The sequence below is a fragment of the Mesorhizobium sp. LCM 4577 genome (assembly GCF_001854795.2).
In the GTDB taxonomy this organism is placed as follows: domain Bacteria; phylum Pseudomonadota; class Alphaproteobacteria; order Rhizobiales; family Rhizobiaceae; genus Mesorhizobium; species Mesorhizobium plurifarium.
This window is the reverse complement of record NZ_MDDU01000007.1, coordinates 1-22450: the sequence shown is the minus strand read 5'-3', so window position 1 is coordinate 22450 and position 22450 is coordinate 1. Positions and strand designations below refer to the sequence as shown.

Genomic DNA, 22450 nt, shown 5'->3' with positions numbered 1-22450 from the left:
CAGCATTGCATTGCTTAGCTCGATCGGCCAGAGCCCAGCCTAGTGCATGTCGCCCAAAAGTGCGTCGCGGTTTTGGGATAACGACATGCACATACTCAAAGCCCGAACCGCATTACTGGTTCAGCACGGCCTTGTCCGGGTTCGGCGGGAAGGCCGGATCGGTCTTCTCGCCGCGCAGCAGCTGCTCGGCATAGATCAGCTGCAGGTCGTCCTTCGGATCCGGCGGCACATAGGCGGCCGAGCCCGAGCCGGTCGAGTTCTCGTCGGCGCCCTTGATGTGGCCCTTGAGGTCGGATTCGCCGCGGGTCAGGTCACGGCCCTGCAGGTCAGGCGGCAGCGGCTGGTCGACCTTGATGTCGGGCGTGATGCCCTTGCCCTGGATCGACTTGCCCGACGGCGTGTAATAGAGCRCCGTCGTCAGCCTCAGCGCGCCGTTCTCGCCGAGCGGGATGATGGTCTGCACCGAGCCCTTGCCGAAGGACTGCGTGCCGACCACGGTGACGCGGCGCAGATCCTGCAGCGCGCCGGCGACGATTTCCGATGCGCTCGCCGAGCCGCCGTTGATCAGCACGATCATCGGCTTGCCGTTGATGTCGTCGACCTGCTTCGGCTTGGCGTCGAAGCGGGTCACGTCCTTCGGGTCGCGGCCGCGGGTCGAGACGATCTCGCCGCGCTTGAGGRAGGCGTCCGACACGCTGACCGCCTGGTCGAGCAGGCCGCCCGGATTGAGGCGCAGGTCGAGCACATAGCCCTTCAGCTTGTCGTTCGGCACCTGCTTCTTGATGTTCTCGATGGCGTTCTCGAGATCGTCATAGGTCTTTTCGGTGAAGGAGGTGATCTTCATATAGCCGATGTCGTTCTCGACCCGGTACTTCACCGCCTTGACCTTGATGATGTCGCGCACCACCGTCAGCTCGATCGGCTTGTCGGCGCCCTGGCGCAGGATGGTGAGCTTGATCGGCGTGTTGACCGGCCCGCGCATCTTCTCGACCGCGTCGTTGAGGGTGAGGCCGCGAACCTCCTCGCCGTCGATCTTGGCGATGTAGTCGCCGGCAAGCACGCCCGCTTTGGCGGCCGGCGTGTCGTCGATCGGCGTGATCACCTTGACGAGGTCGTTCTCCATGGTGACCTCGATGCCGAGACCGCCGAACTCGCCCTTGGTCTGCACGCGCATGTCCTGCGCCTGTTCGGCATTCATGTAGGAGGAGTGCGGGTCGAGCGAGGCGAGCATGCCGTTGATGGCGTTCTCGACCAGCGACTTGTCGTCCGGCGGCGTCACGTAATTGGCGCGCACCCGCTCGAAGATGTCGCCGAAGATCGCCAGCTGCTTGTAGGTTTCCGAGCCCGCAGCGTTCGCCGCCGAGCCCGGTGCGCCGTAGACCAGGCTCATTGCCGATGCGCCCATCAGCGCGCCGGCAAACAGAAGCGACAGTTTCCGCATCATTTCACGTCCTTCCAGAGAATCGGTCCGCCCACCATGGGGCCGGATCGACGGGTTTTCCATCCTTGCGGAACTCGACATAGAGTTCCGGCGTCGCATTTCCATTTCGCGAGGCCGAGGTGCTTGCCACCCGGGCCTCTCCCATCGCGCCGATCGGCTCTCCCGCGAGCACCGACTGTCCCGTCGCGACGCTGATTCTGCTCATCCCCGCCAGGACGACATGATACCCGTCGCCCGCATTGAGGATCAAGAGTTGACCATAGGAGCGAAACGGCCCCGCATAAAGCACGTTTCCATCCGCCGGCGCGGTGACGATGGCCCCCGATTGTGTCGCAACCATGTCGCCCTGCATTGCCGCGCCATTGCCGTCGTCGGTGCCGAAACGCCGTTTTATCTTGCCGATGACCGGCAGCGCGATCTGGCCCTGCAAGGCCGAAAATGGCGCCGATCCCGTAAGGCGGTTGGCCTCCGGCACCGGCAGGGCGGCGAGCTCGGTGGTCGAGGCCGTCGTGTCGGCGTCGGTCGACTTTCGCTCACCGGCCTTGACCTGGTCCTGCGCCTTGCGCGCCTTGTCGGCTTCCAGCGAAGCGATCAGGTCCTTGAGGCTGCTCGCCTTCGCCGCCAGCTGCTGCGAATGCTGCTGCTCGGCCGCGATCGCGGCCTGGGTGTCGGCCTGCAGCTTCTTCTTGGCCTCGAGCAGCATGGTGAGCCGCTTCTTCTCCGCCGTCTGGTCGGTGACGGCGCTGGTGAGTCTCGCCCGTTCGGCCTCGATCGAGGCCGTCACCCTTGTTTGCTCCTTGAGATCGGCCATCAGCCGGTCGGTCTGCTGGCGCAGTTCCGGCACCACGGCGCCGAGCAGGATGGCGCTGCGCACCGACGACAGCGCATCCTCGGGCTTGACCAGGATCGCCGGCGGCGGGTTGAGCCCCATGCGCTGCAGGGCGCCCAGCACCTCGGCCAGCACGTCGCGCCGCGCCATGAGCGAGGCGCGCAGCTTCTTTTCCTCGGCCTTCAGCCCTTCGAGCTTGGCGCCGATGTCCTCGATGTCCTGGCCGAGCTTCTGCTCGGTCATCGCCGACTGGATGAGCGCAGCGGTGATCGAGGCATAGTCCTTGCGGACCGAGGCGATATCGGCGGCAAGCTTGGCCAGCCGCTCCGACGAAAGCGTGATCTCCTTGGAAACCTGCTCGTATTCGGCCCGGCTCTGATCGGGATCCGGCGCCGTGTCGAGCGTGTTCTCGGTCGCCCGGACCGGCCCGAGCGCGACCAGGGCGGCGACGAGGGTCAAGCCGCAGCGGCTGCGCCAGGCGCGCGTGATCGGGTACCAGCCTTCAGACATCAGGCCCCTAACCTATCCGCCGCTTCGTTAACGAACCATCAACCATGTTGGAAGCGGTGCCGTGATCGTGGTGTCGAGTTATTGCGGCGGAAATCCGGATAGTTACGTGTCACCTATTTCTCAGCATAGGATTTTGACCGGTTGCCGGTTGTCCTGGTGTAAGGCTTCCGTGAAAGCAGCGCAAACGCCGGGGATTAGCTGAAGCCACCCCAACCTCGTCATTCTATGGCGGAGCAAGGAGCGAAGCGACGCGGCGCAGACCATAGAATCCATGCCGTGACTTGGAAGCGCCGCTGCGGTGCAGAATTCTGCTCCGCAGCACGCCTTGGCGAAGGTAACGGCATGGATTCCAGGGTCTACGCGACGGAGCTTCGCTCCTGCTTCGCCCTGGAATGACGATCGCGATGGGCGTTTCCGCCAATCTCCAAAGCATGCCGCCTGCCAAACGCACCGCGAATCACGATCGATGATAAGGATGCCCCGCCAGGATGGTCGCGATCCGGTAGAGCTGCTCGCCCAGCATCACGCGCACCAGCTGATGCGGCCAGGTCAGCGCGCCGAAGGACAGCACAAGATCGGCCTGATCGCGCAGGGATTTGTCATGGCCGTCGGCGCCCCCGATGGCGACGACCAGCGCCTTGCGGCCGCCGTCGCGCAACTGGCCGATGCGGGCGGCGAGCTCCTCCGACGAAAGCGACTTGCCGCGCTCGTCGAGCAGGATGAGAACGCTACCGGCCTGCAATTGGGCCTGCAGCTTCTGGGCTTCCTCGCGGCGGCGCTCGTCGGCGCTCTGTCCGCGGCTCTCGGGGACCTCGACGATGCCGGCAAATTCCAGCCCGACCGCGGGTCCGCTTTTGGCGAAGCGCTCGAAATAGCGGTCGGCGAGCTCTCTCTCGGGGCCGGTCTTCATCCGGCCCACGGCATGAACGGTGATCTTCATCCTCGCCCCGGCGAGCTTGTCCTAGCGCCTACCGTGACGGTCCACGGCAGGCGGATCAAGGCTCAGTGCAAGGTCTCTTCCTCGAGGTCCGGCGCCAGCCACATCTTTTCGAGATTGTAGAAGTCGCGGACTTCGGGGCGGAAGACATGGACGATGATGTCGCCCGAATCGATCAGGACCCAGTCGGCGCTGGCCAGCCCCTCGACGCGCGCGGTGCCGAGACCGGCATCCTTGAGCGCCTTGAGGAGGTGATCGGCGACAGCCGAGACATGACGGTGCGATCGGCCCGAGGCGATGACCATATAGTCGCCGAGGCTCGATTTTCCCTGGATGTCGATTGAGACGATGTTTTCGGCCTTGGAGTCTTCCAGACTGGCAAGGACTGTGGCGATGGCGTGGGACGCGGCGTCGTTTACGCTGATCCCGGCCGGCGAAGGCATGATGTCAGCCTTCTTCCGCAGTGCTGTTCTCAGTGTGTTTCCTTTCCCAACAAGAACAACCAAATCACCTATGCAAATCAGGTGACACCACTTAGATAGGCAGAGTTCCATTGCAGTTTCAAGACGACGGCCCCGAAGCGTGATCGTCGCGCGATGCTCCGGAAGCCTTCCGCCGGACTGCAAGAGGCGGGAACTGATCCCGGGCRCATGGGTTATCGGCGCACCGACCAACGGGATCCCCGTCATGCCCACCGACCCGCAAAGCGCCCTCATCACCATCCAGGCCGGGCTCGCGCAGCTCAGCACGCTGATCGTTTCCTATTCCTTCTCGGCCATCGGCGCCGTCATCCTCCTGGTCGTCGGCTACTTCGTCGCCGGCCTGGCCGAACGCTCGATCCGTGCCGGCCTCAGTCATATCCACGGCTTCGACGCGACCTTGCGCAATTTCTTCTCCAAGATCGTGCGTTACGCCATCCTGATCCTGGTCGTCATCATGGTGCTCGGCCAGTTCGGGGTGCAGACGGCCTCCATCATCGCGGCAATAGGCGCTGTCGGCCTCGCCATCGGGCTGGCGCTGCAGGGCACGCTGCAGAACATCGCCGCGGGCATCATGCTGCTCGCGCTCAGGCCCTTCCGCATCGGCGAATATGTCGAGGTCGGCTCGATTGCCGGCACCATCGAGGAGATCGGCCTCTTCGCTACCAAGCTGCGCTCCGCCGACGGCGTCTATGTGCTGGCGCCCAACTCGACGTTGTGGAACCAGCCGGTGCGCAATTTCACCCGCAACGGCGTGCGCCGCACCGACGTGGGCTTGAGCATCGGCTCCTGGAACGATATCGACCGCGCGCAAAAGACGCTGCTTGCCATCGCCGGCGCCGAAAAGCGCATCCGCCGCGAACCGGCGCCGATCGCCTTCGTGGCCAGTCTCGGCGATGCGACCGTTTCGCTCACCTTGCGTTACTGGACATCGGCCGCCGACTACTTCTCGACCCAGATCGACATGACCCAGCGCGCCAAGCAGGCTTTCGACAGCGAAGGCATCTCGATCCCGCTGCCGCCGCCGGAGGTGCCGGCGCCGGAGGCACGCAAGCAGTAGCCCGACCAGCGCTTCCCCGCTCAGTGCTTCGTTGCCGCCTCGTCCGGCGCAAAGGCAAGCTCCACCGGCAAGGGCGTCTGCGCCGACATCGGCGCGAAACTGCCGCTTGTGGGCGCGGGCGTCGGCCGGCCCGCCATCACGCGCCACAGCACGAACAGACAGAAGGCTGATGCGATGACGATGCCGACATAGATGAAGGCCGCCGTRCCGAAGACGGCGGAAAGCGCCGTGACGAAGCCCGGCACGATGAAGCCGGCCAGCGACCAGGCGAACAGCATCGAGCTCGACAGCGCCAGAAGCTCGTCCTTGGCGGCACGGTCGGCGGCATGCGCGCTGGACAGTGCATAGATCGATTCCGACGCCCCGTCCCAGATGAGATAGATCACCACCAGCACCATCAGCGCGCCGCCGTCGAAGGCGATGGCGAGCACGCTGGCGACGGTCGCGAGCGCCGCCGCGCCCGCCAGCACGTAGCGCCGGTCCGTGCGGTCCGAAATCCAGCCGAGCGGTATCTGCAGGATCAGCGTGCCGACCGGCATCGCCGACAAAAGCAGCGCCACATCGGCCTGGCTGTAGCCCTTGGCGGTGGCGTGGATAGGCGCGAAGCCGGATACGATCATCGACAAGCCGCCGACGGCGAGCATGCCGGCGACGCCGACCGGCGAGATGCGCCAGGCGCGGCGCAGCGCCACCGACGCGGCCTGCGGCGCCGGCGGCTGCGCAAGCCGCGTCATGCCGACCGGCAGAATGGAAAGCGCCGTGAAGGTGATGCCGATCAGCGCTGCCGCGGCCGTGTGGATGTCGACCGCGGCGAGCGTCGCATATCCCACGCCCAGCCCGGCGATATAGGCGACATAGAACACCGCCATCACCCGGCCGCGGATCGAGTTCGGCAAGGCGTCGTTCAGCCAGCTCTGCGCGACGATGAACAGCCCACAAATGGCGAAGCCGTAAAGCGCCCGGGCGGCGATCCATAAAAGCGGGATCGGCCCGGCGCCGATCGCGGCGTTTGAGAGTGCGATCAGCGCCGAAAGCACCATGAAGGCGCGGGCGTGACCGACCCGCCTGACGAGCGGCCCGGTCAGGATGCAACCGGCCAGCCCCCCGGCCGAGAGCCCGGTGACGATCAGGCCGGCCCAGGTCGGGTCGAAGCCGTCGGCGCCGAGACGCACCGGGATATAGGCGAACATCAGCCCATTGCCGATGGCGATCAGCGCCATCGACACGATGACGCTGGCAATGGCGATCAGCGGCGCCGGTTGTTCGGCCTGTATCCGATCGGTTGTGGCTTGGTCCTGCTGCAGCATGCTCCAGCATCTCCTGCCGGCGAGCAAAAGGCAGCCGTAAAAGCGACATGGCCGGACTTCCTTCCCCCTTGTGGGCCAAGGGAAAGTGCTACCCCTTCGCCGCCTTGCGGATCGCGGTGGAGGAGAGCGACGAGCGCGGGCCGTGGATGAAGGTCCAGGCCGGCGCCTGCATGCGGGCGAGCAGCGGCGCGTCGCCCTCGTCGATGCGGGCATAGTCAAAGGTCTTGGCGACCACCGACGACAGGAAGGAGAGCGTGGCGCCCGGACGGTCGATGACCGCGATCGGGAAGGTCAGCACGATCTCGCGCCAGCGCTGCCAGCGGTGGAAGTCGCGTAAGGAGTCCGCGCCCATGATCCAGACGAAATCGACACCCGGATTGCGCGCCTTGACCAGAGCAAGCGTGTCGGCGGTGTAGCGCACGTGGTGCGCCGCCTCGAAGGCGGTGACCTTGATCCTGGGATTCCTGGCGATCCTTTCGGACAATTCGATGCGTTCGGCGAGCGGCGCCAGTTCCCGCCCGCTTTTCAGCGGGTTGCCCGGTGTCACCATCCACCAGAGCTGATCGAGCGCGAGCCTTCTCAGCGCAATCTCGGCGACCAGCGAATGTCCGGCATGCGGCGGGTTGAACGAACCGCCGAACAGGCCGACGGTCAGGCCCTTGGCGGCGTGCGGCATGCGGAGGTAGCGAGCGGGGACAGGCTGCTCGGCTTGCGAAAGCATTCGCCTTGGCCTCCCTCAGGCCCGCCGGGCGAAAAAGGTCAAGGCCTCACCTGTCCCGATCCGCGCACGCGGTATTTGAACGAGGTGAGCTGCTCGACGCCGACCGGCCCGCGCGCATGCATCTTGCCGGTGGCGATGCCGATCTCGGCGCCCATRCCGAACTCGCCGCCATCAGCAAACTGCGTCGAGGCATTGTGCAGCAGGATCGCCGAGTCGATCTCGTTGAAGAATTTTTCGACCGCCTGTGCGTCCTCGGCGATGATCGCCTCCGTGTGGTGCGAGGAGAAAGTCTCGATGTGCTCGATCGCGCCGGCGACGCCGTCGACCAGTTTCACCGCGATGATGGCGTCGAGATATTCCGTCACCCAGTCGGCGTCGGTCGCGGGGCTGGCGTCGGCGAAGGCCTTCATCACCTCTTGATCGGCATGGATCTCGCAGCCGGCGGCGCGCAGCGCTTCGAGGATCGGCACCAGATGCGTGGCGGCCACCGCGCGGTCGACCAGCAGCGTCTCGGCGGCGCCGCATACCCCGGTGCGCCGCATCTTGGCGTTGACGGCGATCTTCACCGCCATGTCGAGATCGGCCGAGCGGTCGATATAGAGATGGCAGATGCCTTCCAGATGCGCGAAGACCGGCACCCGCGCCTCGGTCTGCACGCGCCCGACCAGGCTTTTGCCGCCACGCGGGATGATGACGTCGAGATTTCCGCCAAGCCCTTTCAGCATTTCACCGACAGCCGCGCGGTCGGTGGTCGGCACCAGCTGGATGGCATCCTCAGGCAGGCCGGCCGCCTTTAGCCCTTCGGTCATGCAGGCATGGATCGCCGACGACGAATTGAGCGAGTCGGACCCGCCGCGCAGGATGACCGGATTGCCCGCCTTTAGGCAAAGCGCGCCGGCATCCGCCGTCACATTCGGCCTGCTCTCATAGATGACGCCGATCACGCCGAGCGGCGTGCGGACGCGCTCGATATGCAGCCCGTTCGGCCGGTCCCATTCGGCGATCACGTCGCCGACCGGATCCTTGAGCGCGGCGATTTCTCGGATGCCGTCAGCCATCGCCTTGATGCGCGAAGTGTCGAGTTTCAGCCGATCCATGAAGGACCCGGACAGCCCGGCCTCCTCGCCATTCGACATGTCGATGGCGTTGGCGTCGAGGATCACCTGCTCGTTGCGCAGGATGGCGTCCGCCATCGCGGCAAGCGCGTCGTTCTTGGCCTTGGTGGAAGCGACGGCCAGCGGTCGGGCGGCCGCACGGGCGCGGCGGCCCATATCGGCCATCAGCGCAATCGTGTCTTCGCCGGATTTTTCATGCAGTTTCAGCATGGTTATCCTCCGCTTTGGTCAGTCGTCGGCCAATATCTGGTCGCCGGCCAATATTTGATCGCCGGATTGGCTTACCACAAGGTCGTCGCGATGGATCATCGCCGAACGCGCCTCGTAGCCGAGCACGGTTTCGATCTCGGCCGTCTTCAGACCCGCGATCCTTACGGCATCGGCGGCATCATAGGCAACCAGCCCGCGCGCGATCTCGCGGCCCTCGGGCGACAGGATCGCCACCGTGTCGCCGCGCGAGAAATTGCCGCTGACCAGTTTTACCCCGGCCGGCAGCAAAGACTTGCCGGATTTCAACGCGCCGATGGCGCCGGCATCGACGGTGAGCCGGCCGGCCGGTTCGAGCTGCCCGGCGATCCAGGTCTTATAACCCTTCACCGGGTTGGCGCTCGGCTTGAAGAAGGTCGCTCGCTCGCCGCGTTCGATCGCCATCAACGGCGACAGCCTGGTGCCGGAGGTGATGATCATGGCGGTGCCGGCGGCGTTGGCGATCTTGCCGGCATCGAGCTTGGTGCGCATGCCGCCGCGCGACAATTCGGAAGCGGCCGCGCCCGCCATCGCCTCGATGTCGGGCGTGATGCGGTCGACGACTGGGATGAACTTTGCCTGCGGATCCTTGGCCGGCGGCGCGGTATAGAGCCCGTCGATGTCGGAAAGCAGCACCAGAAGATCGGCGCCCATCATGGTCGCCACCCGCGCCGCCAGCCGATCGTTGTCGCCGTAGCGGATTTCGGACGTCGCCACCGTGTCGTTCTCGTTGATGACCGGCACCGCCTTCATCTTGAGCAGCGTCGAGATCGTCGCGCGCGCGTTGAGGTAGCGGCGTCGCTCCTCGGTGTCGCCAAGCGTCAAGAGGATCTGGCCGGATCTCAGCCGGTTCTTGCCGAGCGCATCCGACCAGGCGCCGGCAAGCGCGATCTGGCCGACGGCGGCAGCCGCCTGGCTCTCCTCGAGTTTCAGCGCGCGCTTGCCCAAGCCGAGAATGGTGCGGCCGAGCGCGATCGCGCCCGAGGAGACGACGAGCACTTCCGCGCCGGCATCGGCAAGCACGGCGATGTCATCGGCCAAGGAGGTCAGCCAGTCGCGCTTCAGCCCTGCCGCGCGGTCGACGAGCAGCGCCGAGCCAATCTTCACGGTGATGCGCCGGTATGATTTCAGCGATTTCATGGGTCTTACCGCCAGCGCGTGTCGACGGGGGCCGGAACGGCGTCGCGCGATTCCGCGACCACCGCCATCAGCGCGCGCAGCACCGCTTCGACGCCTTCGCCGGTGACGGCCGACAAAAGCATCGGCGCGCGGCCGGCCGCGCGTTTCAGCGAGGCGGCCTTCTTCTTGCGGGCGTCCGCATCGAGGATGTCGACCTGGCTGAGCGCGACGATCTCGACCTTGTCGGTCAGCCCATGGCCATAGGCTTCGAGCTCGGCGCGTACGGTCTTGTAGGCCTTGCCCGGATTTTCCTCCTGCGCGGAGACGAGGTGGAGCAGCACGCGCGTGCGCTCGACATGGCCGAGGAAACGGTCGCCGATGCCCACCCCCTCATGAGCGCCCTCGATCAGGCCGGGAATGTCCGCCAGCACGAATTCGCGGCCATCGATGCGGGCGACGCCGAGGCCGGGATGGAGCGTCGTGAACGGATAATCGGCGATCTTCGGCTTGGCGGCGGTGACGGCCGCAAGGAAGGTCGACTTGCCGGCATTGGGCATGCCGACCAGGCCGGCGTCGGCGATCAGCTTGAGCCGGAGCCAGATGCTGAGTTCCTCGCCGGGCAGGCCGGGATTGGCGCGGCGCGGCGCCTGGTTGGTCGAGGTCTTGAAATGCTGGTTGCCGAAGCCGCCATTGCCGCCCTTGGCGAGCAGGAAGCGCTGGCCGACAATCGTCAGGTCGCAGATCAGCGTCTCATTGTCCTCGGCAAAGACCTGCGTGCCCGCCGGCACTTTCAGCGTCACGTCGGCGCCCTTGGCGCCCGTCATGTTGCGGCCCATGCCGTGCATGCCGGTCTTGGCCTTGAAATGCTGCTGGTAGCGATAGTCGATCAGCGTGTTCAGCCCGTCGACCGCTTCCACCCAGACATCGCCGCCGCGGCCGCCGTCACCGCCATCCGGTCCGCCGAATTCGATGAATTTCTCGCGGCGGAACGACATCGATCCGGCGCCACCGTCGCCGGAACGTATGTAAACCTTGGCCTGATCGAGGAATTTCATCGGATTTTCAAGTTTCTGCTGATGGCTGTGAGCGATTGCTCTAAGGCATGCCTTAAACCAAGGCGGAGCCAAGGGCGAGGCCCGTTTTGCGACTAAAGCGCCTGATGCCCTTAGGCCAAGGACGCGGTAGCACTGTTTGGGGGCGAGACTGGGAGGCGCGGGAATGAAGATCGTCACCTACAACATCCAATACGGCATCGGCCTCGACGGCAAATATGATGTCGGCCGCATCGCCGACGCGGTGCGCGGCGCCGATGTCATCGCGCTGCAGGAAGTGACCCGCAACAACCCGCGCAATGGCGACCGCGACATGGTGGCCGAGATCGGCGAGGCGCTGCCCGATTATTTTGCCGCCTATGGCAGCAATTTCGAGGTCAATATCGGCTCGCGCCTGGAGAACGGCCGCGCCATCTCGACCTCCTTCCAGCTCGGCAACATGGTGCTGTCGAAGACGCCCATTCATCTGTCGCGCAATCTCCTTCTGCCGCGCAGCCGCAGCCTCGAGACCATGAACTTCCAGCGCGGCGCGCTCGAGGCGCTGATCGAGACGCCGCTCGGCTTCATCCGCTTCTATTCCACCCATCTCGACCACCGCAGCCCGGTCGAGCGCCAGGGCCAGATCCGTTTCCTGCGCCAGCGCCTCCTGAACTACGCGCTGGAAGGCGGCGGCCTGTCGGGCATTCCCGAGATCGGCCTGCCGGACCTGCCCTATCCGGAAGCCTTCATCGTCATGGGCGACTTCAACATGCTGCCGGGCTCGCCCGAATATGTCGAACTCGCCGGCCGCCCGGACCATGAGTTCGGCATGCCGCTGACCGCCGATCTCGCCGTCGACGTCGCCCAGCGTCTTGCCGTCGCCGACCTCGTCACCTGGGTCGATCCCGACCGGCCCGCCGACAAAAGCCGCCATAAATGCATCGACTACATCTTCACCAGCGCCTCGCTCGCCAAATCGCTGCAGCGCCTGTGGTCCGACCGTGACGCCGTCGGCTCCGACCATTTGCCGCTCTGGGCCGAACTCGGCTGATGGATCCTCATCCGGCCGCTACGCGGTCACCTTCTCCCCTCGGGGAGAGGCCGGATTGCCCCGAATTGACCTTGGCAATTCGGTTGACAATCCGGGCGAGGGCGCGCCGCTCAACCTTCCGAAGCCCCGATCAATAGTGGATCCAGTTGCGAAGACTGTTCCACGTCTTCCTGTCGAGCCGGTAACGCTCGACCGGAACCTGGCCGGCGACGATCGAGTTCAGCATGCCCTGGCCGGCATACTGGAAGCCGCATTTGTGGATGACCCGCCGCGAGGCCGGATTGATCACCCTGGTCGAGGCATGCAGCACCTGGATCGAGGTCCGCTGGAAGGCGAGGTCGACGAGCGCGTGCGCGGCTTCCGTGGCATAGCCGCGCTTCCAATAGGGCTCGCCGATCCAGTAGCCCAGCTCCAAGCCGCGATCGGTGGTGTTCAGGCCGGCGCAGCCGACGAAGGTGCCGCCATCCTTGAGCGTCAGCGCATAGACGATGCCGGCGCGGCGCGACGCCGCCATGGCAAGGAAGGTGCGGCCTTCGGCTTCGCCATAGGGATGCGGCATGCGGGCCAGCATTTCGGCGACATGTCGGTTGTCGGCAAGCGTGACGAGTTGCTCGAGATCGCTTTCGCGCGGGGCGCGCATGACCAAGCGCTCGGTGGCCAGCACCGGGCAATCGATCGCATAACTTTCGTCTTCGGTATCTTCCGCTTCGGCAACCATTTTAGTCCTCCAGGGCAAGAAATGAAAAAGGAGAGAGGGCAAGCCCATCTCTCCTGATCCTTTTCCTGGCCTGGCCAGACACCGGTTCCCGAGATGGGCGCCGGTGTTATGGTGCGGAACCGGCTACTCCGCTGCTTTGGTAATCGGGTTCACCGATACGTAGGTTCGGCCGTTGGCTTTCTTGTTGAAGGTGACTGCGCCGGCTTCGAGCGCAAAAAGGGTGTGGTCCGTGCCCATGCCAACATTGGTGCCCGGATGCCATTGCGTGCCGCGTTGACGGATGATGATATTGCCGGCGACGACGGCTTCGCCGCCGAACTTCTTCACGCCCAGACGCTTGGAGTGCGAATCGCGCCCGTTGCGCGAAGAACCGCCAGCTTTCTTGTGTGCCATTTGACTAACTCCGATGCGCCCTGAGGCGCTTGAATGGTCTTATGAACGCGTTCGCGTTCCGTTTCAAGTCCGTACCGGCGACGATCGTCGCCGGAGAAATTACTTCTTCGCCAGTTCCTTGGCCTGCTCGCGCCAGTCCTTGATCTGGTCGGCGCTGAACGGCATATGCTCGTCGATCTTGGCGACATCCTTGTCGGTGAGCTTGGCGAGCTGCGCGAAGGTGACGATGCCCTGCTCGGCGAGGTCCTTCGCCGCGACCGGGCCGATGCCCTTGATCACGGTGAGGTCGTCCGGCTCGCCCTTCGGCGCCTTGAACAGCGGCGCGGCCTTTGCCTCTTCGCTGGCGGCAGTTTCCTTCGGGGCGGCTTCCGCCTTCGGAGCAGCTTCCTTCTTGGCCTTCGGCTCCTTCGGAGCAGCCTCGGCCTTCGCCTCGGCGGCGACTTCAGCCTTGGCCTCTGCCTTGGCTTCCGGCTTCGCAGCAGCCTTCTTCGACGGCTTGGCGCCGCCCAGCAGGATCTCGGCGATCCGGACCGTGGTCAGCAGCTGGCGATGGCCGATCTTGCGGCGCGAATTCTGGCGGCGGCGCTTCTTGAAAGCGATGACGGTGCGGTTCTTGCCCTGCTCGACGACTTCCGCCGTGACCATGGCGCCATCGACGAACGGCGCGCCGAAGGTGACATTCTCGCCCTCGCCATGCGCGAGCACATTGCCGATCTCGACGATATCGCCGACCTTGGCTTCGAGCTTCTCGATCTTCAGGAGATCGTTGGCGGCGACGCGATACTGCTTGCCGCCCGTTTTGATGACTGCGAACATTTTTAGCCTTTCGCTGTTCGGTCGGCCTTGATGAGCCGCCTGAGGCGGTTCGGCCGTCTTTTTGTCAGTCTGCGGGTTCAAAAAACAAGCGGCGCGGAAGAGCCTCCACGCCGAATGCGGGCTGTCCCTAACCGAAGGTTGCGCCGGAGTCAAGGCAAGCGGCCTTGTTCCGAGAGGCCGCGAGCGGCGTTGCCGGCAAATATCGGTCCGCCCCGTCGCAATCGCTTTTCACGGAAGCTGGAATTCGCTCGAATAAGGCCTTGTATCTCCGGCAGTCAGCCGTTATCTAGTGCGCCGCGCCGGCAACGGCCGACCATGACCTCGCGGAGAGGTGGCAGAGTGGTCGAATGCACCGCACTCGAAATGCGGCATACTCGCAAGGGTATCGGGGGTTCGAATCCCTCCCTCTCCGCCATATTGTCGTTGCCGTTACGCCGCGCCGCCCAGGAACATTTCGATGGGTCCGACGTTCCCGGCCATGGTCAAAAAGCAATCCAACGACAACCGTTCATACTTCGAATTCGACGTGATGCGCGAAGCGTTCAAGCGCTGGGTCGAGGAGGACAAAGTTCCCGAAGATCAATGGCGGCCGCGCGCAACGAAACTGGTCCGTATCGTGACCGGCGACGACTACGTTGATCCCAACATGGTGGAATGGATCGTACGGAGCAAAAGCTCCACCCCCGCGGATGAAGAGTGAAGCGCTCACATGCCGAGCATTACAATCCTGTCGGGTTGATGAGTAGCCGCTACCAAAGCAGCCGCCGCCTGCTCGACCTCGTCGGCCAGGTGGTCCACCTTATCCATCCGCTTGACCACGCGCTCATGAAGCATCGAAAGCCGAGCGGATCTGTGGATCTCGGCGCGCTTTTCGCCATGCATATCGAGGGGCGCAAACATTACCATCCCCGCCAACGGCCATCTGCGGCGTTTGTTCCGCGGTCGTCTGTTGGAGCAGCTGTGCCCCCTTGGCCGGCACGCCTATGCCGTTTCGGCAAGTCCGGCCTGAACTCACCGCTGCATGGACGGGACAGGTGAGTACATTTATATTAGCGATACCTAATCATAGGAACGGTCCTCGCGTATCGCAGCACGCGACATCCGCTCGAAAGGCTTTTTGTTCGGAGGGGACGCAAGCATGACAAGCGAACGTCGTTACGAATACGAACTGGGGCATTCGGAAAAAGAACTGAGAAGGCTCGCGACGCAGGCGGCCTTGGTTGACCCCATGACGCGCGACTACCTGCGGCGGGCCGGGCTCCGAACGGGAATGCACGTTCTCGACATCGGAAGCGGCGCCGGCGACGTGGCTTTTCTGGCGGCCGATATCGTTGGGCCTACAGGTCTGGTCATCGGTTCGGATACATCGCCGGCAGCTCTCGAAGCAGCTCGGGCGCGAGCCGCGCAACGCGGACTGGAGAATGTGATCTTCCACCAATGTGATCCCGCAAGCTTTGCCTTCGACATATCATTCGACGCAATTGTCGGCCGTTATGTGCTGATGTTCTCGCCCGATCCCGTCGAAATGTTGAGAGGCGTTGCGCGAAATCTTCGTCCGGGGGGCGTGGTCCTATTCCACGAAGTCGATTGGACYGGGGCCGCCTCGTTTCCGCCCGCCCCAACCTACGACAACTGCTTTCGGTGCATTGCCGAGACGTTCCGTCGGGTGGGCACCAATCCCAATATGGGCCTCGCGCTCCACTCGACCTTCATCAAAGCTGGACTGCCGGCCCCCAGCATGGCGATCAGTGCTTTGGCCGGAGGCGGGTCGGACAGCCTGAGCGGTATTGACCTTGTTTCGGATCTTGCGGCGACCATGGCTCCGGCGATGGAACAGATGGGTGTCATCGCAGCTTCGGAACTCGGCCCGGACACCCTTCAAGACCGAATTCGCGCCGAGGCTGCCGCAAACGCCAGCGTGGTGATCGGCCGCTATGAGGTGGGAGCCTGGTCACGACGGATTTAGGTGGGGCAATCCCGACGGCCTCCCACACCGACCACAGCCCTTGCCAGGACGTTGAACGTGCCGCCCTTCGGCATCTCCTTTGCTTGGAAAAGGACCAACCACCACCGGGCGGTGCGATCCTTATAGTTGCCATTGTCTGTCGCGGGGATGAACGGCAACTTATGATATAATATGATCTCAGGGGAACATCCTGTGGAGGGCCGTCAGACATGCGCTCGGGGCAAAATCCAACCGTATCCGGTCGCTGTTTCACAACGGGTGACAGGATGACAGGGCGAACCATAGCGGCTGCCCTTGCACTTGCGTTTTCCTTTTCGCCTTCGCACGCGCAACCGCAGCATCGTCTGCCGAGCGGTTACAAATGGGGCCGCTGCCTGCTGGTCGTTCACGGTGAGACCCGCATCTCCGGAAAATGCTCCTATCAAATCGAGAAGGGCGGCGATTTCAACATCCAGGGTCCCAAGCAGGTCTTCGCAGGCATCGAGTATCCCGATACGCATAGCGGGGCCGGTGAGATGTCGAAGGATTACTGGGCCGTTGTCTACAAGGACGGGGATTCTTGGGCAGGCTATGCGAACGGGGATATCCGCGACACGCATGGCGAGGCAGGAGATTGGGGGGAGCTTCGCCGTGAAGGCGCCTGCTATGTCGGGAAGGACGTCAAGGTCTGCCTTTGGCGTTAGCCGGCTCAAGCGGTCGTAGGGTTGGCGCGAGCAGATCGATCGGTGAGTAAGCTGACGCCGCCTGGATCCATTGGGCGGCGACCGGGCAAGACCTACCCCAGCGACACCAGACGTTCGAGGAAGCGCCCCTTCCCGGCATGGCGCTCCCGAATCGACTGAAGTCGGACACGGAATTCCTCGGCGCCGCCCTCTCTTTCGGCAAGCACCGACAGATCGGAAAGAAGCGCCGCCGCCTTGTCGTAACCGGCGGGATTGCGCCGCATGATCTCGGTCTCGACCTCTTCCCAGACGGTTTCGCCCCTCTGGCGAAGGGCCTCGACCCGCACGTCTTGCGCCTTCTTCGCCGCTTCCGCCCGCAATCGCCGCTGCGCTTCCGCCAGCTCCGCCTCGGCGCGCTCGCGGGCAAGGCGAATGTCTTCGGCCCGTGCCTGCAGATCCGCCGCTGTGCGCAATGCGCCAGGCGAGATTGTCGTTTCGGGTTCCAGACGTGTCCGGACAGTGGCCCGCAACTCGGCGGACATGTTGGGCTCGCCGTTGAAAACCCGCATGAGCAGATCGGTTTTCTCAGCGTCGCTCATCGCCGCGACCACCCGCCGGACCATTTCCGGCGCGGGGTCGGCGGGCGCAATTGCCGCGTTTCGCTCGGCCGCCGCCTGGACGAGATCATGATCGATGCCGAAGAACGCGGCAAACGCTTCGAGCGCCTCGGTCAGCGGTCCGATCCCCGGCATCGGCTCCGGTTCATCGGATTCGATCGCTTCGGCTTCGACCGCCATCAGCCAAGTGAGATAGAAAAGCCGAAGATCGCCCGCGAGCAGATCGGCCCGCAATGGCGCCAAGGCCACGAGCCAACTCGAATCCTCATCGTCCAGATATTCGAGCTCCAACTCATCACGCGAGATGCTTATGATGACGTTCTCGCCGGCGTCTTCGAGCATGACGTCGTCGGTCGCCGCGAGGAAGGCCCCTATGCGATCCCGATCGACCAGCCGGGCCGGCAGCTTCATCATCAGGCGGCGGGAGCCCCAGTTCGCGAAATAGAGATGAAGATCGAACCAGCGCGCCATAAGCTCGTCCGGATCGCCTCTGAAATCCCCCCACTCGTAGAAATTTGTGAAGCTGGTGGCGGTGATCCGCGCCCGCGAGGATAGACCGCGAAGCACCTGGCGATCCGCGTTGCTGAGAGGACGATCGACCGCCTGGAATTCATAATATTGGTATTCGCTCATTGCTAGACCGGGTGCAGGAGTTCATCGGCTTCGAGAATATGTAGCGCCTCGACGAGCGTTACATTCGCATGCAATGGCCACCATTTGCCTGTATGCCGCATCCAATAAATGTCGAATCTGTCTGGTCCGATGCGGTCCAGCCTGGCGAATGGCGCGTCGAACTCCTCGCCGCGATTTTGCTCCCAGCCCGACCGAAAGCGCTGGATGAAGCGGTATCGTCCACCAGCCCATGCGCCCCGGATGTCGACTGTGTAGTTCCATTGCGTCGGTCGTATCTCGGACAGATACTTGGGCTTGAGGACGTCCTGAATAAACTTTTCGCATGACGTGACAATCGCCTGTTTTTCCCGGGGGTCTATCGTTGCGGGCCTTGTGGCTCTACGGCCCCACTGCTTGCCTTGGACCATAGGGTTGATCCATCCTCTGTTTACCGGCCGTATCTCTTGCGACCGCCAACATCCTGTCGATTCACAACTCGGCGAGCAAACATGAAACCGGAACAACGGGCAAGGAAGTGGATCGAGAAGAAAGCCAAGAAAGGAGTGCGAAGCTACCCTGTTGGCACCATCGCCTTCTATGGGCCCGATGACAGCCGCGCCACCAAGGTGGCCGCCGCGATACTTCCCTACCAAGACTCAGAGGTGACCGAGCTGCGTCGGTGGTTCGGCGAAACGGGCGATCTGCGCAAGGATGACAAGATCTTTGCCGAAATCGCGGCGTTCTTGTGGGAGCAAGACGTCCATTCCGTGGTCATGGTCGACGGAATTCTCGGGTGTCCGCATGAGGAAGGGACTGACTATCCTGAAGGCGGCGTCTGCCCGAAATGCCCCTATTGGGCAGGGCGAGATCGCTGGGCGGGCAAGCTCAAAGCCTATTGATATCCCGTCGAGATTGATCGGTGGCGGCGCGCCGCACGATACTGCGATGAGGCTTCAGTCCTACCCGCTCGCCTGATGCGCCGCGATCGCAGCCAAGAAAACCTCGCCGAACTCCTTGAGCTTGGCTGCACCCACGCCATTCACTTCGGCGAAGTCGTCGAGGTCGCGCGGACGGCGCTCGGCCATGTCGATCAGGGTGCGGTCGGAGAACACCACATAGGCCGGCACCTGGCGTTCCTTGGCGAGCCGCAGCCGCAGCGTCTTGAGCGTCGCCAGAAGCGATGCATCGACGCCCTCGCCGTCCATGGCGGCGCCTTGCGCGGCACGCTTCCTGCCTCGCGCGAGACGGTCCCGACCCTCGACACGATACTCGAACGCGACCTCGCCACGCCCGAGCGCGCGGCCGCTTTCGGAGATGACGAGACCGCCATGGCCGTCGGGATCGGGCGCAAGGAAGCCGCCGGCGACGAGTTGCCGGACGAGCGACAGCCAGACCGGCTTCCTGTGCATGATGCCTGTCCTGAAGCTTTCGAGCTTCTGATGGCCTCTCGCCAGCACCTTCTCGGTCTCATGGCCGAGCAGGATGTCGATGACATGGGAGGCGCCGAAGCGCTCGCCGCTCTGCGCGATCGCCGCAAGGATGAAGCGCGCCTCGGCGCTGCCATCGGCGCGCGGCGCCTGGTCGAGGCAATTGTCGCAATTGCCGCAGGCCTGCGCCTCCTCGCCGAAATAGCCGAGCAGCACCTGGCGCCGGCACTGCGCCGTCTCGCAATAGCCGATCAGCGTGTCGAGCCGGCGATGCGAGCGCCGCTTGTGCTCGGGCGAGGTATCCTCCTCGTCGATGAACATGCGGCGCGTGCGGATGTCGCCGGCGCCGTAGAGCATATGCGCTTCCGCCGACCGGCCGTCGCGTCCGGCGCGTCCGATCTCCTGGTAATAGGCCTCCAGGCTGCCCGGCAGGTCGGTGTGGAAGACATAGGCGACGTCGGGCTTGTCGATGCCCATGCCGAAAGCGATGGTCGCCACCATGACGACGCCCGACAGGCTCATGAAGGCGTTCTGGTTGGYCTCCCTCGCCTCCTTGCTCATGCCGGCATGGTAGGCAAGCGCCCGCACGCCGTTCTTCTCGAGGAAGGYGGCCATCTCCTCCGTCTTGCGACGCGACAGGCAATAGATGATGCCGCTCTTGCCCTGGTGGCGCTCGATGAAGCGCAGCAGCTGGCGCTTGCTGTCCTGCTTGGCTTCTATCGCCAGCTTGATGTTGGGCCGGTCGAAACCCAGCACCAGGGTTTCGGCGCGCCCGGCGAACAGCCGCGCTTCGATATCGGCGCGCGTGGCCTCGTCCGCCGTCGCCGTCAGCGCGATGATCGGCACTTGCGGAAAGAGCCCGCGCAGCCGCGACAGGTCCTCATATTCGCGCCGGAAGGCCGGGCCCCATTGCGAGATGCAATGCGCCTCGTCGATGGCGATCAGCCCGACATCGAGCCGCGACAGCGCGTCCAACATCCGCTCCGTCATCAGCCGTTCCGGCGCCAGATAGAGCAGCCGCGTCTGCCCGGACGCCACGCGGCGCCAGGCCGCCACATTGGTCTCGCGGTCGAGCGAGGAATTGATGGTGTCGGCGGCGACGCCCGCAAGGCGCAAGGCGGCGACCTGATCCTGCATCAGCGCGACCAGCGGCGACACCACGATGGTGAGCCCGCCCTTGACCAGCGCCGGAACCTGATAGCAGAGCGATTTGCCGGCGCCTGTCGGCATCACCGCCAGCACATGCCGTCCGGAGAGCAGCGCCTCGATCACGGTCGCCTGTCCGGGGCGGAAATCGTCGAAGCCGAACACGTCTTTCAGGACGCGCCGCTTGTGGTCCCCGGCCCGGATGCTCGTCGCCTGTGCCGGCATCAGGCAGACACCGGGCAGCAGTTCGTTTTCGGGAAGGTGAGAAGAGCAGACAAGTGATTCACCACGTGATGCCCTGAAGTAGCGCAGGGCCCATCCGGCCACAACCGTGCTCGGCTGGAATCCCGTCGCTCCGTGCCAATGTCGTCATTCGAAAGCGACCGCTGGCATAGCGCCCGGGAGTTCCGCCGATGCATTCCGAGGTGCTATGGTTTCGAGTCGCCGAGGCCCGCCGGTCGACGCAAAAGGAACCTTCGCATGATCGATCCCGCCACGCTCATCACTTACGTCGCGGTCGTGTTCGGCTTCGTCTTCATTCCGGGACCGGCGACGCTGCTCACGGTCGCGCGGGCGACGAGCTCAGGCACGAAGGTCGGCATCGCCACCGGAGCCGGTGTCGCCGCAGGCGATGTGATCCACACCATCATGGCCATCGTCGGCATCTCGGCCATCATCGCCGCGTCGGCGATGCTGTTCAGCATCGTCAAATATATCGGCGCGGCCTATCTCGTTTATCTCGGCATTCGCGCCATTCTCGAAAAGGCGCCGGCCGGCCTGGCAGGCAGGACGCTGCCCATCTCCGCGGGCAAAGCCTTCCGGCAGGCGATCCTGACCGAAGTGCTCAATCCGAAGACCGCTTTGTTCTTCCTCGCCTTCCTGCCGCAATTCGTGCACCCGCAAGGCGGTTTCGTGATGCTGCAGCTGATGCTGCTCGGCATCATCTTCGTCCTGCTCGGGCTCTTCAGCACAATCGTCTTCGCCGTCAGCGCTGGCGGCCTGGGTTCTTTCCTGCGCCGCAATCCGGCGGTGCTGAAATGGCAGGGCAAGGTGGTCGGCGGCATCTATTGCGCGCTCGGCATACGCCTGGCGCTGCAGCAGCGCTAGGAAAGGCGAAACACTCTAAGGACGCTTTCGTCCGGTAGCGCCGGCCCAGGCCGGCATGTCATAGCCGAATTCGCGACAGAAGGCCCGCATGGGTCCAAGAACGGCCGCCGACAGCTGGCTTTGAAGATAGGCACGATAGTCTTCGTTGCGCTCCCACTTGCGCAGCGAGCGTAAGTGGATGGGGCGCCCTCCGTCCCCGGTCACCGGCACTCTCGGGCGAAGTCCGAACCGGTCTGCGATCCGTTGCTGCACGGCGTCCGGATCGGCGATCGTGTCTTCGTAGCGCAGGTAGAGAATATCCCGCGCCGGCTGCGCCTTCCGCAAGCTCAGCAGGGCATCGTATTCCTGGACCCAGCGGTCGGCCGTGGTATGAAATCGACGCTCCTTCATGGTCTGCGGATGCACGCTGGTAAGCACATCCAAGGGATGTCGAACGCAACAGATGAGACCGATGTCGGCGGGCAGTTTCGCAAGATGGGCGAAGGCCCGGGAATCGCGCTTGATGACCAGATTGCTTTCCTGGCGGTCCAGCAGATAGAACTTCGTGTGCCGCGCCTCGGGCGGCCAGACGAAAGTATCCTCGAAGCTTTCCATGACGCGTTGCGTCAGGGTCGTTCCGCTGCGCGCGCATCCGGCTATGAATATCTTGTTGGTCCGCGCGGCCCGCGCATTCGGCCTCGACCGCCAGCGAATTTTGACGGCCGTCACAAGGCGATCGAGCTCCCTGCTCGATCGGGCAACCAGAAAACCGACAGCCGCCTGAAGTTTCCGCACAATCCCCTATCCCCGATCGCGCCGGATCACATTGCCGTGACCGCCACTAGCTGATTGGCCGATATGCGGGCGGGTTTCAAGGGCTGGAGACCAAGGGGGGCTGTTAAACCTATCTTTACCCTGCTGCAGCACCCTCGCTCTTCTGCGGCGATGTTTGAGTACCGCGGCGGCGCGATAAGCGCCCAGGCAACAAGCCCGCGCCCGACGGCGCGGGCTTTTCTTTTGGTACTCAGCCCAGGAAATCGGCCCGGTAAGGCGCGAAGCTGTCGATCAGGCGGCCGGCCTCCAGCGCCTTGACGCCATGCACGAGGTTGGACGGCACGATGAAGCTGCTTCCTGTTTCGAGGATCTCCGATCGGCCGTCGA

Annotated in this window: 24 protein-coding genes, 1 tRNA gene and 1 pseudogene; 8 read left to right on the top strand and 18 right to left on the bottom strand. The window is 64.1% G+C overall.

Annotated elements, in window-relative coordinates:
• Nucleotides 1-112: 112 nt before the first annotated feature.
• From LCM4577_RS11610 to rsfS, 4 genes are all read right to left on the bottom strand, one after another.
• Complete coding sequence (locus tag LCM4577_RS11610; RefSeq protein WP_071071268.1) at nt 113-1444, bottom strand: S41 family peptidase; 1332 nt, start codon at nt 1442-1444, stop codon at nt 113-115.
• Nucleotide 1445: 1 nt separating this feature from the next.
• Nucleotides 1446-2780 carry a murein hydrolase activator EnvC gene (locus tag LCM4577_RS11605; RefSeq protein ID WP_040991620.1) on the bottom strand — a complete coding sequence of 445 codons (1335 nt, stop codon included), beginning with the start codon at nt 2778-2780 and terminating at the stop codon, nt 1446-1448.
• Nucleotides 2781-3237: 457 nt separating this feature from the next.
• Nucleotides 3238-3720 (bottom strand): 23S rRNA (pseudouridine(1915)-N(3))-methyltransferase RlmH, encoded by a 483-nt coding sequence (gene rlmH, locus LCM4577_RS11600; protein ID WP_071031336.1) that lies wholly within the window; start codon nt 3718-3720, stop codon nt 3238-3240.
• A 62-nt stretch (nt 3721-3782) separates the two neighbouring features.
• Nucleotides 3783-4160, bottom strand: coding sequence for a ribosome silencing factor (rsfS, locus tag LCM4577_RS11595; RefSeq protein ID WP_071071267.1), 378 nt, complete (start codon nt 4158-4160; stop codon nt 3783-3785).
• Nucleotides 4161-4404: 244 nt separating this feature from the next.
• On the opposite strand from rsfS, the gene LCM4577_RS11590 reads away from it, so the two are divergent.
• Nucleotides 4405-5256: a mechanosensitive ion channel family protein gene (locus tag LCM4577_RS11590; protein WP_071071394.1), complete on the top strand. Its 852-nt coding sequence runs from the start codon at nt 4405-4407 to the stop codon at nt 5254-5256.
• A gap of 20 nt (nt 5257-5276) precedes the next feature.
• On the opposite strand, the gene LCM4577_RS11585 is transcribed toward LCM4577_RS11590, so the two are convergent.
• The 5 genes from LCM4577_RS11585 to obgE form a co-directional block, all read right to left on the bottom strand.
• Complete coding sequence (locus LCM4577_RS11585) at nt 5277-6563, bottom strand: MFS transporter (RefSeq protein ID WP_071071265.1); 1287 nt, start codon at nt 6561-6563, stop codon at nt 5277-5279.
• A gap of 88 nt (nt 6564-6651) precedes the next feature.
• Nucleotides 6652-7239 carry a nicotinate-nucleotide adenylyltransferase gene (locus LCM4577_RS11580; protein ID WP_041006934.1) on the bottom strand — a complete coding sequence of 196 codons (588 nt, stop codon included), beginning with the start codon at nt 7237-7239 and terminating at the stop codon, nt 6652-6654.
• A gap of 83 nt (nt 7240-7322) precedes the next feature.
• Nucleotides 7323-8609: a glutamate-5-semialdehyde dehydrogenase gene (locus LCM4577_RS11575; protein WP_071071264.1), complete on the bottom strand. Its 1287-nt coding sequence runs from the start codon at nt 8607-8609 to the stop codon at nt 7323-7325.
• A gap of 18 nt (nt 8610-8627) precedes the next feature.
• The gene (proB, locus tag LCM4577_RS11570) at nt 8628-9785 is read right to left on the bottom strand and encodes a glutamate 5-kinase (protein ID WP_071071262.1); all 1158 of its coding nucleotides are present in this window, start codon (nt 9783-9785) and stop codon (nt 8628-8630) included.
• A 5-nt stretch (nt 9786-9790) separates the two neighbouring features.
• Nucleotides 9791-10819, bottom strand: coding sequence for a GTPase ObgE (obgE, locus tag LCM4577_RS11565; protein ID WP_071071260.1), 1029 nt, complete (start codon nt 10817-10819; stop codon nt 9791-9793).
• Nucleotides 10820-10982: 163 nt separating this feature from the next.
• Here obgE and LCM4577_RS11560 point away from each other — a divergent pair, with 163 nt between their 5' ends.
• Nucleotides 10983-11846 carry an endonuclease/exonuclease/phosphatase family protein gene (locus tag LCM4577_RS11560; protein WP_071071258.1) on the top strand — a complete coding sequence of 288 codons (864 nt, stop codon included), beginning with the start codon at nt 10983-10985 and terminating at the stop codon, nt 11844-11846.
• 130 nt (nt 11847-11976) lie between these two features.
• On the opposite strand, the gene LCM4577_RS11555 is transcribed toward LCM4577_RS11560, so the two are convergent.
• The 3 genes from LCM4577_RS11555 to LCM4577_RS11545 all read right to left on the bottom strand — a co-directional run bounded on the left by LCM4577_RS11555 (nt 11977) and on the right by LCM4577_RS11545 (nt 13773).
• Complete coding sequence (locus LCM4577_RS11555) at nt 11977-12564, bottom strand: GNAT family N-acetyltransferase (protein ID WP_041011112.1); 588 nt, start codon at nt 12562-12564, stop codon at nt 11977-11979.
• Nucleotides 12565-12687: 123 nt separating this feature from the next.
• A complete protein-coding gene (gene rpmA, locus LCM4577_RS11550; protein ID WP_040991608.1) occupies nt 12688-12957 on the bottom strand; it encodes a 50S ribosomal protein L27 in 270 nt (89 codons plus the stop codon).
• A gap of 99 nt (nt 12958-13056) precedes the next feature.
• Complete coding sequence (locus tag LCM4577_RS11545) at nt 13057-13773, bottom strand: 50S ribosomal protein L21 (RefSeq protein WP_040991607.1); 717 nt, start codon at nt 13771-13773, stop codon at nt 13057-13059.
• 325 nt (nt 13774-14098) lie between these two features.
• Here LCM4577_RS11545 and LCM4577_RS11540 point away from each other — a divergent pair.
• A tRNA-Ser gene (locus tag LCM4577_RS11540) sits at nt 14099-14188 on the top strand.
• A 42-nt stretch (nt 14189-14230) separates the two neighbouring features.
• The gene (locus tag LCM4577_RS11535; protein WP_040991606.1) at nt 14231-14473 is read left to right on the top strand and encodes a hypothetical protein; all 243 of its coding nucleotides are present in this window, start codon (nt 14231-14233) and stop codon (nt 14471-14473) included.
• A 5-nt stretch (nt 14474-14478) separates the two neighbouring features.
• Here LCM4577_RS11535 and LCM4577_RS11530 read toward each other — a convergent pair whose 3' ends face one another.
• Nucleotides 14479-14673 (bottom strand): hypothetical protein, encoded by a 195-nt coding sequence (locus LCM4577_RS11530; RefSeq protein ID WP_131803232.1) that lies wholly within the window; start codon nt 14671-14673, stop codon nt 14479-14481.
• A 238-nt stretch (nt 14674-14911) separates the two neighbouring features.
• Here LCM4577_RS11530 and LCM4577_RS11525 point away from each other — a divergent pair, with 238 nt between their 5' ends.
• Together LCM4577_RS11525 and LCM4577_RS11520 are read left to right on the top strand one after the other, a co-directional pair.
• Nucleotides 14912-15739: a class I SAM-dependent methyltransferase gene (locus LCM4577_RS11525; protein WP_071071393.1), complete on the top strand. Its 828-nt coding sequence runs from the start codon at nt 14912-14914 to the stop codon at nt 15737-15739.
• Nucleotides 15740-15948: 209 nt separating this feature from the next.
• Nucleotides 15949-16422: a hypothetical protein gene (locus tag LCM4577_RS11520; RefSeq protein ID WP_131803456.1), complete on the top strand. Its 474-nt coding sequence runs from the start codon at nt 15949-15951 to the stop codon at nt 16420-16422.
• 92 nt (nt 16423-16514) lie between these two features.
• On the opposite strand, the gene LCM4577_RS11515 is transcribed toward LCM4577_RS11520, so the two are convergent.
• The gene (locus tag LCM4577_RS11515) at nt 16515-17651 is read right to left on the bottom strand and encodes a hypothetical protein (protein ID WP_071071255.1); all 1137 of its coding nucleotides are present in this window, start codon (nt 17649-17651) and stop codon (nt 16515-16517) included.
• A gap of 2 nt (nt 17652-17653) precedes the next feature.
• Nucleotides 17654-18058, bottom strand: a complete 405-nt coding sequence (locus LCM4577_RS11510; RefSeq protein ID WP_071071253.1) for a hypothetical protein — start codon at nt 18056-18058, stop codon at nt 17654-17656.
• 81 nt (nt 18059-18139) lie between these two features.
• Between LCM4577_RS11510 and LCM4577_RS11505 the strand changes: the two genes are divergently transcribed.
• A complete protein-coding gene (locus tag LCM4577_RS11505) occupies nt 18140-18529 on the top strand; it encodes a hypothetical protein (RefSeq protein WP_071071251.1) in 390 nt (129 codons plus the stop codon).
• A 60-nt stretch (nt 18530-18589) separates the two neighbouring features.
• Here the strand turns inward: LCM4577_RS11505 and recQ are convergent, their stop codons facing one another.
• Complete coding sequence (gene recQ, locus LCM4577_RS11500; protein ID WP_071071249.1) at nt 18590-20428, bottom strand: DNA helicase RecQ; 1839 nt, start codon at nt 20426-20428, stop codon at nt 18590-18592.
• Nucleotides 20429-20683: 255 nt separating this feature from the next.
• Between recQ and LCM4577_RS11495 the strand changes: the two genes are divergently transcribed.
• Complete coding sequence (locus tag LCM4577_RS11495) at nt 20684-21310, top strand: LysE family translocator (RefSeq protein WP_071071247.1); 627 nt, start codon at nt 20684-20686, stop codon at nt 21308-21310.
• Between the two features lie 15 nt (nt 21311-21325).
• On the opposite strand, the gene LCM4577_RS11490 is transcribed toward LCM4577_RS11495, so the two are convergent.
• Together LCM4577_RS11490 and LCM4577_RS11485 are read right to left on the bottom strand one after the other, a co-directional pair.
• Nucleotides 21326-22084 (bottom strand): sulfotransferase, encoded by a 759-nt coding sequence (locus LCM4577_RS11490; protein ID WP_371410044.1) that lies wholly within the window; start codon nt 22082-22084, stop codon nt 21326-21328.
• Nucleotides 22085-22313: 229 nt separating this feature from the next.
• Nucleotides 22314-22450: pseudogene (locus tag LCM4577_RS11485) on the bottom strand (cupin); the annotation flags it as partial.

Bases quoted from the DNA above. Each gene is read 5' to 3' on its own strand.
- LCM4577_RS11605 (WP_040991620.1), bottom strand. From the start codon at position 2,780: ATGTCTGAAGGCTGGTACCCGATCACGCGCGCCTGGCGCAGCCGCTGC.
- rlmH (WP_071031336.1), bottom strand. From the start codon at position 3,720: ATGAAGATCACCGTTCATGCCGTGGGCCGGATGAAGACCGGCCCCGAG.
- rsfS (WP_071071267.1), bottom strand. From the start codon at position 4,160: ATGCCTTCGCCGGCCGGGATCAGCGTAAACGACGCCGCGTCCCACGCC.
- LCM4577_RS11590 (WP_071071394.1), top strand. From the start codon at position 4,405: ATGCCCACCGACCCGCAAAGCGCCCTCATCACCATCCAGGCCGGGCTC.
- LCM4577_RS11580 (WP_041006934.1), bottom strand. From the start codon at position 7,239: ATGCCGCACGCCGCCAAGGGCCTGACCGTCGGCCTGTTCGGCGGTTCG.
- proB (WP_071071262.1), bottom strand. From the start codon at position 9,785: ATGAAATCGCTGAAATCATACCGGCGCATCACCGTGAAGATTGGCTCG.
- obgE (WP_071071260.1), bottom strand. From the start codon at position 10,819: ATGAAATTCCTCGATCAGGCCAAGGTTTACATACGTTCCGGCGACGGT.
- LCM4577_RS11560 (WP_071071258.1), top strand. From the start codon at position 10,983: ATGAAGATCGTCACCTACAACATCCAATACGGCATCGGCCTCGACGGC.
- LCM4577_RS11555 (WP_041011112.1), bottom strand. From the start codon at position 12,564: ATGGTTGCCGAAGCGGAAGATACCGAAGACGAAAGTTATGCGATCGAT.
- rpmA (WP_040991608.1), bottom strand. From the start codon at position 12,957: ATGGCACACAAGAAAGCTGGCGGTTCTTCGCGCAACGGGCGCGATTCG.
- LCM4577_RS11545 (WP_040991607.1), bottom strand. From the start codon at position 13,773: ATGTTCGCAGTCATCAAAACGGGCGGCAAGCAGTATCGCGTCGCCGCC.
- LCM4577_RS11535 (WP_040991606.1), top strand. From the start codon at position 14,231: ATGGGTCCGACGTTCCCGGCCATGGTCAAAAAGCAATCCAACGACAAC.
- LCM4577_RS11530 (WP_131803232.1), bottom strand. From the start codon at position 14,673: ATGTTTGCGCCCCTCGATATGCATGGCGAAAAGCGCGCCGAGATCCAC.
- LCM4577_RS11520 (WP_131803456.1), top strand. From the start codon at position 15,949: ATGCGCTCGGGGCAAAATCCAACCGTATCCGGTCGCTGTTTCACAACG.
- LCM4577_RS11515 (WP_071071255.1), bottom strand. From the start codon at position 17,651: ATGAGCGAATACCAATATTATGAATTCCAGGCGGTCGATCGTCCTCTC.
- LCM4577_RS11510 (WP_071071253.1), bottom strand. From the start codon at position 18,058: ATGGTCCAAGGCAAGCAGTGGGGCCGTAGAGCCACAAGGCCCGCAACG.
- LCM4577_RS11505 (WP_071071251.1), top strand. From the start codon at position 18,140: ATGAAACCGGAACAACGGGCAAGGAAGTGGATCGAGAAGAAAGCCAAG.
- LCM4577_RS11495 (WP_071071247.1), top strand. From the start codon at position 20,684: ATGATCGATCCCGCCACGCTCATCACTTACGTCGCGGTCGTGTTCGGC.